General features: G+C 72.1%; 9 protein-coding genes. 5 read left to right on the top strand and 4 right to left on the bottom strand.

All coding sequences use genetic code 11. From position 1 onward, the window contains the following. Positions 1 to 310 precede the first annotated feature (310 nt). Together gltB and ACFUJY_RS13940 are read left to right on the top strand one after the other, a co-directional pair. Complete coding sequence (gene gltB / locus ACFUJY_RS13945; protein ID WP_383298415.1) at positions 311 to 4,870, top strand: glutamate synthase large subunit; 4,560 nt, start codon at positions 311 to 313, stop codon at positions 4,868 to 4,870. Continuing rightward, positions 4,863 to 6,323 (top strand): glutamate synthase subunit beta, encoded by a 1,461-nt coding sequence (locus ACFUJY_RS13940; protein WP_383298414.1) that lies wholly within the window; start codon positions 4,863 to 4,865, stop codon positions 6,321 to 6,323. The genes gltB and ACFUJY_RS13940 overlap by 8 nt, the downstream gene beginning before the upstream one ends. A 117-nt stretch (positions 6,324 to 6,440) precedes the next feature. Here ACFUJY_RS13940 and ACFUJY_RS13935 read toward each other — a convergent pair whose 3' ends face one another. Continuing rightward, on the bottom strand, positions 6,441 to 7,661 hold the full coding sequence (locus ACFUJY_RS13935) for an SLC13 family permease (RefSeq protein WP_383298412.1): 1,221 nt from the start codon (positions 7,659 to 7,661) through the stop codon (positions 6,441 to 6,443). A 36-nt stretch (positions 7,662 to 7,697) separates the two neighbouring features. After that, positions 7,698 to 8,621, bottom strand: a complete 924-nt coding sequence (locus ACFUJY_RS13930) for a rhomboid family intramembrane serine protease (RefSeq protein ID WP_383298410.1) — start codon at positions 8,619 to 8,621, stop codon at positions 7,698 to 7,700. A 186-nt stretch (positions 8,622 to 8,807) separates the two neighbouring features. Here ACFUJY_RS13930 and ACFUJY_RS13925 point away from each other — a divergent pair, with 186 nt between their 5' ends. The 3 genes from ACFUJY_RS13925 to ACFUJY_RS13915 all read left to right on the top strand — a co-directional run bounded on the left by ACFUJY_RS13925 (position 8,808) and on the right by ACFUJY_RS13915 (position 11,330). Beyond that, positions 8,808 to 9,293, top strand: a complete 486-nt coding sequence (locus tag ACFUJY_RS13925) for a pyridoxamine 5'-phosphate oxidase family protein (RefSeq protein WP_383298408.1) — start codon at positions 8,808 to 8,810, stop codon at positions 9,291 to 9,293. A gap of 206 nt (positions 9,294 to 9,499) precedes the next feature. After that, positions 9,500 to 9,703 carry a cold-shock protein gene (locus ACFUJY_RS13920; protein ID WP_018104519.1) on the top strand — a complete coding sequence of 68 codons (204 nt, stop codon included), beginning with the start codon at positions 9,500 to 9,502 and terminating at the stop codon, positions 9,701 to 9,703. Positions 9,704 to 9,791: 88 nt separating this feature from the next. Then, positions 9,792 to 11,330, top strand: a complete 1,539-nt coding sequence (locus tag ACFUJY_RS13915) for a DEAD/DEAH box helicase (protein WP_383298406.1) — start codon at positions 9,792 to 9,794, stop codon at positions 11,328 to 11,330. 91 nt (positions 11,331 to 11,421) lie between these two features. On the opposite strand, the gene ACFUJY_RS13910 is transcribed toward ACFUJY_RS13915, so the two are convergent. Together ACFUJY_RS13910 and ACFUJY_RS13905 are read right to left on the bottom strand one after the other, a co-directional pair. Then, on the bottom strand, positions 11,422 to 12,306 hold the full coding sequence (locus ACFUJY_RS13910; protein WP_383298405.1) for a hypothetical protein: 885 nt from the start codon (positions 12,304 to 12,306) through the stop codon (positions 11,422 to 11,424). Between the two features lie 73 nt (positions 12,307 to 12,379). After that, positions 12,380 to 14,161, bottom strand: a complete 1,782-nt coding sequence (locus ACFUJY_RS13905; protein WP_383298404.1) for a beta-galactosidase — start codon at positions 14,159 to 14,161, stop codon at positions 12,380 to 12,382. Positions 14,162 to 14,239 lie beyond the last annotated feature (78 nt).

The raw sequence follows: 14,239 nt of genomic DNA, 5'->3' as shown, positions 1-14,239 counted from the left end.
ACCGCGCCGCGCACCGTAAAATGAGTCTCTATGCAGGGCTGCACATAAGTAGCCACTACCCGGCGGTTTCGTTTTCTCCGCCACCGGGCATGAGCCGTAGACACCGCAGGCAACGACGCCTGCTCTCCGCGTCTCCCGGGCGCCGATCCTCCGACAGCGACCCACTCCGCCGTCATCGACGGTGTCCGCATGTTGGAACGGTTCATCCGCTTTTTGAGAAGCGCCCCATCATGTAATCTGCACGAAATTTCGCAGAGGGCCAACGTCGTCCCTCGGCACTGCATATGCCACGACGACGACGGGAGAGCCGATGCGCACCGACGCCTGGTCGCCCATGGACGGTCGCCCCGCCCCCCAGGGGATGTACGACCCCCGCAACGAGCACGACGCCTGCGGCGTGGGGTTCGTAGCCACTCTGACCGGTGTGCCCGGCCACGAGATGGTCGAGCAGGCGCTGACCGTGCTCCGCAACCTCGAACACCGCGGCGCCACCGGTTCGGAGCCCGACTCCGGTGACGGGGCCGGCATCCTGCTCCAGGTCCCGGACGCGTTCCTGCGCGCCGAGGTCCCCTTCGCGCTCCCCGAGGCCGGCGCCTACGCCGTCGGCATCGCCTTCCTGCCCGCCGACGACTCCGCCGGCGCCGTCCGCGCACTGGAGAAGATCGCCGGCGAGGAGGGCCTGACGGTCCTCGGCTGGCGCGAGGTCCCGGTCACCCCGGACATCCTCGGCAACGGCGCCCGCGCCACCATGCCCGAGTTCCGCCAGCTCTTCGTGGCGGACGGGGAGAGCGCCGGCATCGTCCTGGACCGCAAGGCGTTCCTGCTGCGCAAGCGCGCCGAGCGCGAGGCCGGGGTCTACTTCCCGTCGCTCTCCGCCCGCACCATCGTCTACAAGGGCATGCTCACCACCGGTCAGCTGGAGCCCTTCTTCCCGGACCTCTCCGACCCCCGGTTCGCCACCGCGGTCGCCCTGGTCCACTCGCGCTTCTCGACCAACACCTTCCCGAGCTGGCCGCTCGCACACCCGTACCGCTTCGTCGCGCACAACGGCGAGATCAACACGGTCAAGGGCAACCGGAACTGGATGAAGGCACGCGAGTCCCAGCTCGCCTCCGGCCTCTTCGGCGACGCGCCGCTCGACCGGATCTTCCCCGTCTGCACCCCCGACGCCTCCGACTCCGCGTCCTTCGACGAGGTCCTGGAGCTGCTCCACCTCGGTGGCCGCTCGCTGCCGCACTCGGTGCTGATGATGGTCCCCGAGGCGTGGGAGAACCACGACTCCATGGACCCGGCCCGCCGCGCCTTCTACCAGTACCACTCCGCGATGATGGAGCCCTGGGACGGCCCGGCCTGCGTCACCTTCACCGACGGCGTCCAGGTCGGCGCGGTCCTCGACCGCAACGGTCTGCGCCCCGGCCGCTACTGGGTCACCGACGACGGCCTCGTCGTGCTGTCCTCCGAGGTCGGCGTCCTGGACATCGACCCGGCCAAGGTCGTCCGCAAGGGCCGCCTGCAGCCCGGCCGCATGTTCCTCGTGGACACCGCCGAGCACCGCATCATCGAGGACGACGAGATCAAGGCGTCCCTCGCCGCCGAGCACCCCTACCAGGAGTGGCTGGAGACCGGCGAGATCGAGCTGGAGGACCTCCCCGAGCGGGAGCACATCGTCCACACGCACGCCTCCGTCACCCGCCGCCAGCAGACCTTCGGGTACACCGAGGAGGAGCTGCGCGTCATCCTCGCCCCGATGGCCCGCACCGGCGGCGAGCCGCTGGGCTCCATGGGCACCGACTCGCCGATCGCCGCGCTCTCGGCCCGCCCCCGGCTGCTCTTCGACTACTTCACCCAGCTGTTCGCGCAGGTCACCAACCCGCCGCTGGACGCCATCCGCGAGGAGCTCGTCACCTCGCTGCGCTCCGTGCTCGGCCCCTCGGGCAACCTGCTGGAGCCGGGCGCCGCGTCCTGCCGCAGCGTCGCGCTGCCCTTCCCGGTGATCGACAACGACGAGCTGGCCAAGCTCATACACATCAACGCCGACGGCGACATGCCGGGCATGAAGGCCGCCACGCTCTCCGGCCTCTACCGGGTGCACGGCGGCGGCGACGCGCTGGCCGCCCGCATCGAGGAGATCTGCACCGAGGTCGACGCCGCCATCGAGGACGGCGCCCGCCTGATCGTCCTCTCCGACCGGCACTCCGACGCCGAGCACGCGCCGATCCCCTCGCTGCTGCTCACCTCCGCCGTCCACCACCACCTCATCCGCACCAAGCAGCGCACCCAGGTGGGCCTGCTGGTCGAGGCCGGGGACGTCCGCGAGGTCCACCACGTCGCGCTGCTGATCGGCTACGGCGCCGCCGCGGTCAACCCGTACCTCGCCATGGAGTCCGTCGAGGACCTGGTCCGGGCCGGCACCTTCATCGAGGGCATCGAGGCCGAGGACGCCATCCGCAACCTGATCCACGCGCTCGGCAAGGGCGTCCTCAAGGTCATGTCGAAGATGGGCATCTCCACGGTCGCCTCCTACCGCGGCGCCCAGGTCTTCGAGGCGGTCGGCCTCGACCAGTCCTTCGTGGACCGGTACTTCAACGGCACCGCCACCAAGATCGGCGGCGCCGGCCTGGACGTCGTCGCCAAGGAGGTCGCGGCCCGGCACACCAAGGGCTACCCGGCCTCCGGCATCTCCGCCTCGCACCGCGCGCTGGAGATCGGCGGTGAGTACCAGTGGCGCCGCGAGGGCGAGCCGCACCTGTTCGACCCGGAGACGGTCTTCCGCCTCCAGCACTCCACCCGCAACCGCCGGTACGACATCTTCAAGAAGTACACGGACCGGGTGAACGAGCAGTCCGAGCGGCTGATGACGCTCCGCGGCCTGTTCGGCTTCCAGTCGGACCGCCCCTCGATCGACATCGAGGAGGTCGAGCCCGTCTCGGAGATCGTCAAGCGCTTCTCCACCGGTGCCATGTCCTACGGCTCCATCTCGCGCGAGGCCCACGAGACCCTCGCCATCGCGATGAACCAGCTGGGCGGCAAGTCCAACACCGGTGAGGGCGGCGAGGACGCCGACCGGCTCTACGACCCGGCCCGCCGCTCGTCCATCAAGCAGGTCGCCTCCGGCCGCTTCGGCGTCACCAGCGAGTACCTGGTCAACGCGGACGACATCCAGATCAAGATGGCCCAGGGCGCCAAGCCCGGCGAGGGCGGCCAGCTGCCCGGCCACAAGGTCTACCCGTGGGTCGCCAAGACCCGGCACTCCACCCCGGGCGTCGGCCTGATCTCCCCGCCGCCGCACCACGACATCTACTCCATCGAGGACCTGGCCCAGCTGATCCACGACCTCAAGAACGCCAACCCGCAGGCCCGCATCCACGTGAAGCTGGTCTCCGAGGTCGGCGTCGGCACGGTCGCGGCGGGCGTCTCCAAGGCGCACGCGGACGTGGTCCTCATCTCCGGCCACGACGGCGGCACGGGCGCGTCCCCGCTGACGAGCCTCAAGCACGCGGGCGGCCCCTGGGAGCTCGGCCTCGCCGAGACCCAGCAGACCCTGCTGCTCAACGGCCTGCGCGACCGCATCGTCGTGCAGACCGACGGCCAGCTCAAGACCGGCCGCGACGTCGTCATCGCCGCGCTGCTCGGCGCCGAGGAGTTCGGCTTCGCGACCGCGCCGCTCGTCGTCTCCGGCTGCGTCATGATGCGCGTCTGCCACCTCGACACCTGCCCCGTCGGCATCGCCACCCAGAACCCGGTGCTGCGCGACCGCTTCTCCGGCAAGGCCGAGTACGTCGTCAACTTCTTCGAGTTCATCGCGCAGGAGGTCCGCGAGCTCCTCGCCGAGCTCGGCTTCCGCTCGATCGAGGAGGCCGTCGGCCACGCCGAGCTGCTGGACACCGACCGGGCCGTCACCCACTGGAAGGCGCAGGGCCTGGACCTCGCCCCGCTGTTCTACGTCCCCGAGCTGCCCGAAGGCGCGGTCCGGTACCGGAACACCGAGCAGGACCACGCCCTCGACAAGGCGCTCGACAACGAGCTGATCAAGCTCGCCGCCGACGCCCTCAAGGCCGACAGCCCCGAGGCCGCCCAGCCGGTCCGCGCGCAGATCGCGATCCGCAACATCAACCGGACCGTCGGCACGATGCTCGGCCACGAGGTCACGAAGAAGTTCGGCGGTGCGGGCCTGCCCCAGGACACCATCGACATCACCTTCACCGGCTCCGCGGGCCAGTCCTTCGGCGCCTTCCTGCCCAGCGGTGTCACCCTGCGCCTGGAGGGCGACGCCAACGACTACGTCGGCAAGGGCCTGTCCGGCGGGCGCGTCGTCGTCCGCCCCGACCGCGGCGCCGACCACCTCGCCGAGTACTCCACCATCGCGGGCAACACCATCGCCTACGGCGCCACCGGCGGCGAACTGTTCCTCCGCGGCCGCACCGGCGAGCGGTTCTGCGTCCGCAACTCCGGCGCCACCGTCGTCTCCGAGGGCGTGGGCGACCACGGCTGCGAGTACATGACCGGCGGCCACGCCGTGGTGCTCGGCGAGACCGGGCGCAACTTCGCGGCCGGCATGTCCGGCGGCGTCGCCTACGTCATCGACCTCGACCGCGACAACGTCAACGCCGGCAACCTCGGCGCGATCGAGGAGCTGACCGACACCGACCAGCAGTGGCTGCACGACGTCGTGCGCCGCCACCAGGAGGAGACCGGCTCCACCGTCGCCGGGAAGCTCCTCGCCGAGTGGGACACCGCCGTGGCCCGCTTCAGCAAGATCATCCCGTCCACCTACAAGGCAGTGCTCGCCGCCAAGGACGCCGCTGAGCTCGCCGGTCTCTCCGAGCAGGAGACCACCGAGAAGATGATGGAGGCGGCGACCAATGGCTGACCCCAAGGGCTTCCTGACCACCGGCCGCGAGGTCGCGCAGACCCGCCCGGCCGGCGAGCGCGTCAAGGACTGGAACGAGGTCTACGTTCCGGGCTCGCTGCTCCCGATCATCAGCAAGCAGGCCGGCCGCTGCATGGACTGCGGCATCCCGTTCTGCCACAACGGCTGCCCGCTCGGAAACCTCATCCCCGAGTGGAACGACTACGCCTACCGCGAGGACTGGGCCGCCGCCTCCGAGCGGCTGCACGCCACGAACAACTTCCCGGAGTTCACCGGGCGGCTGTGCCCGGCGCCCTGCGAGTCGGCGTGCGTGCTCGGCATCAACCAGCCGGCCGTCACCATCAAGAACGTCGAGGTCTCGATCATCGACAAGGCGTGGGGCAACGGCGACGTGACCCCGCAGCCGCCCGAGCGCCTGTCCGGCAAGACCGTCGCCGTCATCGGCTCGGGCCCGGCCGGCCTCGCCGCCGCCCAGCAGCTCACCCGGGCCGGTCACACGGTCGCCGTCTACGAGCGCGCGGACCGCATCGGGGGCCTCCTCCGGTACGGCATCCCCGAGTTCAAGATGGAGAAGTCGCACATCAACCGCCGCATCGAGCAGATGCGCGCGGAGGGCACCAAGTTCCGCACCGAGACCGAGATCGGCCGGGACATCGACGCCGCGAAGCTGCGCCGCCGCTACGACGCCGTGGTCATCGCCGCCGGTGCCACCGTCTCGCGCGACCTGCCCGTCCCGGGCCGGGAGCTGAACGGCGTGCACTTCGCGATGGAGTACCTGCCGCTCGCCAACAAGGTGCAGGAGGGCGACCTCACGGTCTCCCCGATCACCGCCGAGGGCAAGCACGTCGTCGTCATCGGCGGCGGCGACACCGGCGCCGACTGCGTCGGCACCGCGCACCGCCAGGGCGCCCTGTCCGTCACCCAGCTGGAGATCATGCCCCGGCCGGGCGAGGAGCGGAACGCCAACCAGCCCTGGCCGACCTTCCCCATGCTCTACAAGGTCACCTCCGCGCACGAGGAGGGCGGCGAGCGGGTCTACTCCGTCTCGACCACCCACTTCGAGGGCGACGAGGACGGCAACGTCCAGGCCCTCCACCTGGTCGAGGTGGAGTTCAAGGACGGTAAGCTGGAGCAGAAGCCCGGCACCGAGCGGGTCATCCCCGCGCAGCTGGTCACGCTCGCGATGGGCTTCACCGGCACCGACCAGGCCAACGGTCTGGTCCAGCAGTTCGGTCTGGAGCTCGACGCACGGGGCAACATCGCCCGTGACGAGGACTACGCGACCAACGTCGACGGCGTCTACGTCGCCGGGGACGCGGGCCGCGGCCAGTCCCTCATCGTGTGGGCCATCGCCGAGGGCCGCTCCGCGGCACGCGGCGTGGACCGCTTCCTGACCGGAGCCAGCGCACTGCCGGCCCCGATCCGCCCGACGGACCGTGCCCTGACGGTCTGACACGGCACACAGACGTCCCGCACAACGGCGTGCGGAACTGAACGCGGCGCCTGCCCGTCCCCGACCGGACGAATTCGGCAGGCGCCGTGGCGCGTCCGGGGGCAGGTGGCGCCGGACTCAGACGGTCAGTGCGAGCGCGCAGGTCGCCGCCGCCGTCGCCGTCACCGCGAGCACCAGCCCGGTCAGCGCGAAACGCCGCAGGCCGATGCGGGTCCCCTGGAACCGGCACCGCTCGAACCACAGCAGCGTCGCCAGCGACCCCCACGGGGTGACCAGCGGGCCCGCGTTCACCCCGATCAGCAGGGCCAGCAGCTGATGGTGGTTGCCCACCGGGACGACCGCCTCGCCCGCCACGTACGCCGGAAGGTTGTTCAGCACGTTGGCGAGCCCCGCGCCCACCCCGGCGGTGCGCAGCATGCCCGCTAGGCCGTCGTCCGAGCCGAGCGCCCGCACCAGCACCTCGTGCAGCCCGTGCGCGTCGACCGTCTCCACCACCAGGAACATCCCCGGCACCAGGACCAGCAGCCGCCACGGGACCAGCGAGAGCCGCAGCTCCTCGCGCCGCCGCACCGCGTACGCCACCACCACGACCACCATCGCCACCAGCGAGGCCGACCACAGCGGCACGTCCACCGCCAGGATGGCCAGCAGGAACCCGGCGCACGCCACCGAGCAGACGCCCAGCAGCACCCGGTCGTCGGGCGTGGGCACCGGCGGCGGGGTGTACGAGTCGGCGCCCCGCCTGCCCCGGCGCCAGTAGAAGACCCACAGGCACAGCGCCGTCGTCCCGATCGCGGCCAGCTGCGGCAGCCACATCACCCCGGCCAGCCCGGCCGGGGACAGCGCCACCCGGTCCGCCGCGAGCAGATTGGTCAGATTCGATACGGGGAGCAGCAGGCTCGCCGTGTTGGCCAGCCACACCGTCGTCATCGCCAGCGGCACCGCCGCGATGCCCACCCGCCCGGCCAGCGCCAGCATCACCGGGGTGAGCAGCACGGCCGTGGTGTCCAGGTTCAGGGTGATCGTGGTCAGCGAGGCGAACGCCACGCACAGCCCGAACAGCAGCGGATACCGCCCCCGCCCGGCCCGCGCCACCCATGCCGCGACCACGTCGAAGACCTGGGCCCGGCCGGCCAGCTCCGCCAGCACGATCACCGTCGCCAGGAACGCCAGCAGCGGCCCGATGCGCCGCAGCTGGTCCTCGGCCGGGCCGGCGGGCAGCAGCCCGGTCGCCGCCGCGATCACTCCGAGCAGCAGCAGCCCCCCGGCCAGCCAGTCCAGGGGATGCAGCCGCCGCGCCAGGGCGCGCGAGCGCTCCGTGAAGTGATCGTTCCGCATGCGGTCATCGTGTCAGACCCGGGCACCCCGGCCGGCTCAGCCGGTCAGCGCCGACGTCTTGAGGACCACCAGCAGCACCAGCACCGCCGCCAGCACCACGCACCCGGCCGCCTGCACCGCCGTACGCCGCCCGGCCGGGGCGTACGCGTACACGACGGTCACCGCCGCACCGGTCAGCAGGCCACCCAGATGGCCCTCCCAGGACGTGAAGGCCGCGGAGAGCAGCATCCACACCAGGAAACCGGCCAGGAAGCTGTTGACCGCCCGCATGTCCCGGCCCAGGCGGCGGCCGATGACGTAGAACGCGGCTGCCAGGCCGAAGACCGCGCCCGAGGCGCCCACCACCTCGTCCGCCGGCGAGACCAGGTACACCAGCACCGAACCGCCCAGCGCGGACAGCAGATACAGGCCGAGGAAACGGACCCGGCCCAGCTGCTCCTCGACGACCCGGCCGATGTTCCACAGGGCGTACATGTTGAACGCGATGTGCAGCACCCCGAACGGCAGCGACCCGAACGACGAACCGTCCGGCGGCAGATGGAGGAAGGCCCCGGTCAGCAGCCGGTACCACTCGCCGTCCACCACCCCCACCACGTCGAACCCGGGATAGCCGCCCTCGACGTAGACGTACCGCCCGCCGTTCGCGTCGGTCAGCCCCGCCCCCGTCATCGCGAACCGGTCGACCACCCCCGGGCGTATCAGCTCCGCGAGGTACGCCAGGACGTTGAGGCCGATCAGCGCGTACGTGACGACCGGTACCGCGGTCCGCGCCACCGTCCCGCCGAACACGGTCCTGGCCTGCCGGATCGAGCGCTGCCCCGCCTTGACGCACTCCACGCACTGGTGGCCGACCGCGGCCTCACGCATGCAGTCCGGGCATATGAAGCGCTCGCAGCGGACGCAGCTCACATACGTCTCGTACGAGGGATGGCGGTAGCAGGTGGTGGCGGCGGCCTCCATGACCGGCTCCTTCGTCTATACGGAATCGGGGCCGGTGGGGGATCGGCGGCGATCAAGATAGCGAACCCGTGACGGCGGCCCCGACCCGGGCTCCGCACCCATGGCGGGCACCCGAACGGGTGGGCCGGCGCGGGTCCGCCGGAAAACCGGACAGAAGATGACGGGGTTACCCGGTTCCATGACCCCATGACCACGATCACCTGGACCGACTTCCGCACCGCCGAACCCGACTTCGCCGACACCGTGCGACGGAGGTTCGCGCAGTACAGGCACCACGTCCTCGCCACCCTCCGCGCGGACGGGTCGCCCCGGCTCACCGGCCTGGAGGTGGACTTCTGGCAGGACGAGCCGCACCTCGGCATGATGCCGAACTCCCGCAAGGCCCTCGACCTGCGCCGCGACCCCCGCTTCTGCGTGCACGCCAACCCCGGGCCCGACGCCGAGATGGCCGACGGGGACGTCCGGATCTCCGGGCGCGCCGTCGAGGTGACCGACCCCGCGGTCCTGGCGCGCTTCATCGCGGAGCGCACCCCGCCCGAGCCGTTCCACCTGTTCCGCGTCGAGCCCACCGAGGTGGTGCGGGTGGGCCTGGAGGGCGGCGACACCATCGTCCTCACCAGCTGGCACCCCGGCCGCCCGCTGCGCACCGTCCGCAGGGGAAACGACGCCTGATCCGGCCACCTCCCGACATCCGGCGGCGGCTCGTGCTACGGTGGGCGTGTTGCAGTTTTGGTACCCATGAACTTTATGTGCGCCTGACGGGAATGCTTCGTCAGGCGCTTTATTGTTTTCCGGCTTTCTCCGGATGGGGCTCAATGCGGCGACTTGGAATTCGTAAAGTGCGAATTTCCGGCACTGCACCTCCTTAGGAGATCGACATGGCTACTGGAACCGTGAAGTGGTTCAACTCTGAAAAGGGCTTCGGCTTCATCGAGCAGGACGGCGGCGGCGCCGACGTCTTCGCCCACTACTCGAACATCAACGCCCAGGGCTTCCGTGAGCTCGTCGAGGGCCAGAAGGTCAGCTTCGACGTCACGCAGGGCCAGAAGGGCCCGCAGGCGGAGAACATCGTCCCGGCCTAATTTTCGCCGGACGCGTACCTCGCAGCCGGGGCCCGCACCGTCATGGTGCGGGCCCCGGCTCGTGCTGTCCCAGGAGGACAATCCCGATATGACCCGCTCCGAACGCCAGGACCGTCCCGCCCGCAACCGCCCGTCCAGGGCACGCGGCACGGACCGGGCACAGGCAAACGCACAGGGTTCCGGCAAGGGAACCGGAAAGGCGTCGCCCCGTCGCAGGGCCACGCCGCCGCAGGGCGAATTCGCGCTGCCCGAGACCATCACCCCCGCACTGCCCGCCGTCGAGGCGTTCGCCGAGCTGGACATGCCCGCAGCCCTGCTGAAGACCCTTGCCGCGCAGGGCGTGACCGAGCCGTTCCCGATCCAGGGCGCCACGCTGCCCAACTCGCTGGCCGGCCGCGACATCCTCGGCCGGGGCCGCACCGGCTCCGGCAAGACCCTGGCCTTCGGCCTCGCGCTCCTGGCCCGCACCGCCGGCCGCCGCGCCGAACCGAAGGCACCCCTCGCGCTCGTCCTCGTCCCGACCCGCGAGCTCGCCCAGCAGGTCACCGACGCGCTCACCCCGTACGCCACCTCGGTCAACCTGCGCCTGGCCACCGTCGTCGGCGGCATGTCGATCACCCGGCAGTCCGCCACGCTGCGGCGCGGCGCCGAGGTGCTGGTCGCCACCCCGGGCCGGCTCAAGGACCTCATCGAGCGCGGCGACTGCCGCCTGGACCAGGTCGCGATCACGGTCCTGGACGAGGCCGACCAGATGGCCGACATGGGCTTCATGCCCCAGGTCACCGCCCTGCTCAAGCAGGTCGAGGCGGACGGCCAGCGGATGCTGTTCTCGGCCACCCTGGACAAGAACATCGACCGCCTGGTCAAGATGTTCCTCACCGACCCCGTCGTGCACTCGGTCGACCCGTCCGCCGGCGCGGTCACCACCATGGAGCACCACGTCCTCCACGTCCTGGACGAGACCGACAAGAAGGCCGTCGCGACGCGGATCGCAGCCCGCGAGGGGCGCGTGATCATGTTCGTGGACACCAAGCGCGCCGCGGACCGCTTCGCCAAGCGGCTGCTCGCCAGCGGGGTACGCGCTGCCGCGCTGCACGGCGGGCGCTCGCAGCCGCAGCGCAACAGGACCCTGGACCAGTTCAAGAACGGCCAGGTCACCGCCCTCGTCGCGACGAACGTGGCGGCCCGGGGCATCCACGTGGACGACCTCGACCTGGTCGTCAACGTGGACCCGCCCACCGACCACAAGGACTACCTCCACCGAGGCGGCCGCACCGCCCGCGCCGGGGAGTCCGGCAGCGTCGTCACCCTGGTGCTGCCCGACGAGAAGCGGGACATGACCCGCCTGATGCGCGACGCCGGCATCGCCCCGCGCACCACCAGCATCCGCTCCAGCGACGAGGAGCTGTCCCGCATCACGGGCGCCCGCGAGCCGTCCGGAGTCGCGGTGGTCATAGAGGTCCCGCAGCCGACGCAGCCGAAGCCGCGCACCCGGCCGGCGGGCACGGGCACGCGCTCGGGCAGCCGGGGCCGGGGCCGGGGGGCCGGTGCGTCGCGAGGCACCGGTGCGTCGCGCGGCACCGGTGCCTCCAGGGGCACCGCGCAGCGCAGCCGCCGCGCCGCGTAACACTTCCGGGGGCGCTGCCCCCGGACCCCCGCTCCTCAATCGCCGGAGGGGCTTGATTTCGCCCCTCCGGCGCCCCCGGGACGGTGACCGGTCACGTCGTGCAATCCAGCACCGCGCGGCACAGCGCACACCGCACCCGCACCCGCCCCCGCACCGGAACCCGGTTCCACTGATGGCAGACGGGGCACGGGAAGGCCACCCGCAACCCGTCCCCGCCCGCCTCGAAGGCGTACGAACCCCCGGGCCCCCCGGACGCCGACCGCCGGTCACGGGCGTAGCGCCGCCGCCCCGCCCACCCGGCGGCCGTCAACGGCGCCCGCGCCGCGTCCCGCAGCGCCCGCGCCCGGCCCTCCGTGTACGCGGTGTACGCCTGCGGACTGGTGAACCACGGCGAGGGGTCCTCGCCGAACACCAGCGCCCGCTCGGCCAGCACGTACCCGAACTCCTCCGGCGTCAGGTACCCCAGCTTCTGGCTCGACGTCGCGTCCTCGCGGAACGCGTCCAGCAGCAGCCACCCCGCCCCCAGGTAGGCCGCCGCCGTGTCGGTCAGGATCTCGTTGTCCCGGGTGCCGGGGAACTCCAGGCCCAGCCGGTGCAGCAGCACATGCGCGACCTCGTGCGACAGGGCCGCGCCGACGTCCCGGCGATGGGTGCGGAAGCGGTCGTTCAGCTCCACGAAGTACTCCGGCCCCGACGCGAGCTCGACACTCCCCGCGTGCTCCATGGACCGGAACGCCACGATCACCCGGGCGTCCGGCAGCCGGTAGTGGCGCACCATCGCCCGGGCCACCCGCTGCGCGCCCAGGTGCAGGTCGTCCGCGTCGGAGAACGCGGCGTCGGCCGGGGCGAGGCTCGGCGCGAATCGCCCGACCCCGTCGGCCGACAGCCTCCGGTACAGGGCGGTGATCGCCGAACGGACCGTGTCCAGATGCGGGAACCCGTGCTCGACGGGACTGCGGCGAGGACTCTCCGGCATCTCCGTACCCCCGCTCGTCGCTCCGGTCCCGACTCCTCACCCGGGTAAGACGGACTGCGGCGCCCCGGGGTTGTCAGCCGCCCGTCCGCACCGGCAGCCCCGGGCCCAGCTCGGCGAACGGCGCGCCCGCGCCCTCCGTCTCCAGCACCCACACCTCGTTGACGCCCTCCCGCAGCACCGGACCCGGCACGTACAGCGTGTGCTGCGGGCCCGCCGACCAGTACCGGCCCAGGCAGAAGCCGTTCACCCAGACGAACCCGCGCGTCCAGCCCGGGAGTCCGAGCCCCGCGTGGTCCGCCCCGGCCGTCAGCTCGAAGGCGCCCCGGTACAGACCCGGCCCGCCCTCCCCGTCGACCGGCGCGAACGGCACGCCCGCCACCGCGCCCGGTTCCTCGAACGCGTCCAGCCGCAGCGCCCGCGCCCGTACCCCGTGCAGATACTGGCGCTCGTGGAGCACACCCCCGGTGATGCCCTTCGGCTCGCCCAGGCGCGGCCCGTAATTGACCCGGCCCAGCGACTCCACCCACAGCTCCACCTCGGCCGGCCCGGCCACCGGCTCCGCCAGCGCGGAGGCCCCCTCGCTCAGGACACCCCGGCGCACCCCGTCCACGTACACCACCGCACGGTCCCGCAGCCCCGCGACGTCCAGCGGGTACGGGCGGCGCGGCCCCGGCACGGCGACCCGGTAGCGCACCAGGCCGCGGTCGACCCCCAGCTCCTCGAACGTCGGCGGCACCCCGGACTCCGCCGCCTCCTCGTCGCCCAGCGCCTCCAGCACCGTGTCCAGCGGCGCCCACTCGGTCAGCTCGGCCCGCACCGGGGCGGCGAGCCCGGCCGGCTCGGGCGGCGGCGGGGGCAGCGGCCCGTCCGCGTACCGGGCGAGGACCTCGCGGAACAGCCGGAACTTCTCCGTGGCCCGGCCGTACTCGTCCACCGGCGCGTCGTAGTCGTACGACGTCACCGTCGGCAGCAGCTCCTCGTCCTGGCGCGGCCCGGAACGGTTCGCGCCCGCCCAGCCCGCGAAGTTCGTACCGCCGTGCGCCATGTAGACGTTCACCGACGCCCCGCACTCCAGGATCTCCGCCAGCGCACCGGCCGCCTGCGCCGGATCGCGTACCACCGGCGGCGCGCCCCAGTGCTCGAACCAGCCGCACCAGAACTCCATGCACATCAGCGGACCCGACGCCTGGTGGCGGCGCAGCACCCGGAACGCCTCGCGGGCGCCCGAGCCGAAGTTGGCGGTGGCGAGCAGACCGGGCACCGAGCCGCCGGTGAGCATGTGGTCCTCCGGCCCGTCCGAGGTGAACAGGGGCACGCTCACCCCGTTCCCGCGCAGCAGCTCCGTCACCCGGCGCAGATGCACGGCGTCGGTGCCGTAACTCCCGTACTCGTTCTCGGCCTGCACCATGATCACCGGGCCGCCGCGGTCGATCTGCCGCTCCGCGACCTGCGGCAGCAGCTCGGCGAACCAGGCCCCGACCGCGTCGAGATACCCCTCGTCCCGAGTCCGCACCCGCCGCCCGAACCGGCCGGTCACCCACGCGGGCAGCCCGCCGTTCTCCCACTCCGCGCAGATGTACGGGCCCGGGCGCACGATCGCCCACAGACCGGCCCGGTGCGCCGCGTCCAGGAACCGCCCCAGCGCCCCGGTGTCCCGGAAGCGGCCGGGCCGGGGCTCGTGGAGGTTCCACGGGACGTACGTCTCCACGCAGTTCAGCCCCATCGCCCGCAGCATCGCGAGCCGGTGGTCCCACTGGCCCTCGTGCACCCGGAAGTAGTGCAGGGCCCCGGACAGCAGCCGCACGGGCTCCCCGTCGATCCGGAAGCCGTCGTCCCCGACGGTGAAGTCAGCCATGGTGCCCGTTCTCCTGATGCGCGGAATGTCTCGGTCCAGCCTCACCCCTGGCGTGCGGCCGGTCCATGGACAAAGATC

Origin of the sequence: Streptomyces sp. NPDC057249 (genome assembly GCF_042669245.1) — a bacterium.
In the GTDB taxonomy this organism is placed as follows: Bacteria; Actinomycetota; Actinomycetes; order Streptomycetales; family Streptomycetaceae; genus Streptomyces.
The sequence above is the reverse complement of the archived record's forward strand: the minus strand, read 5'-3'. Positions and strand labels throughout refer to the sequence as shown.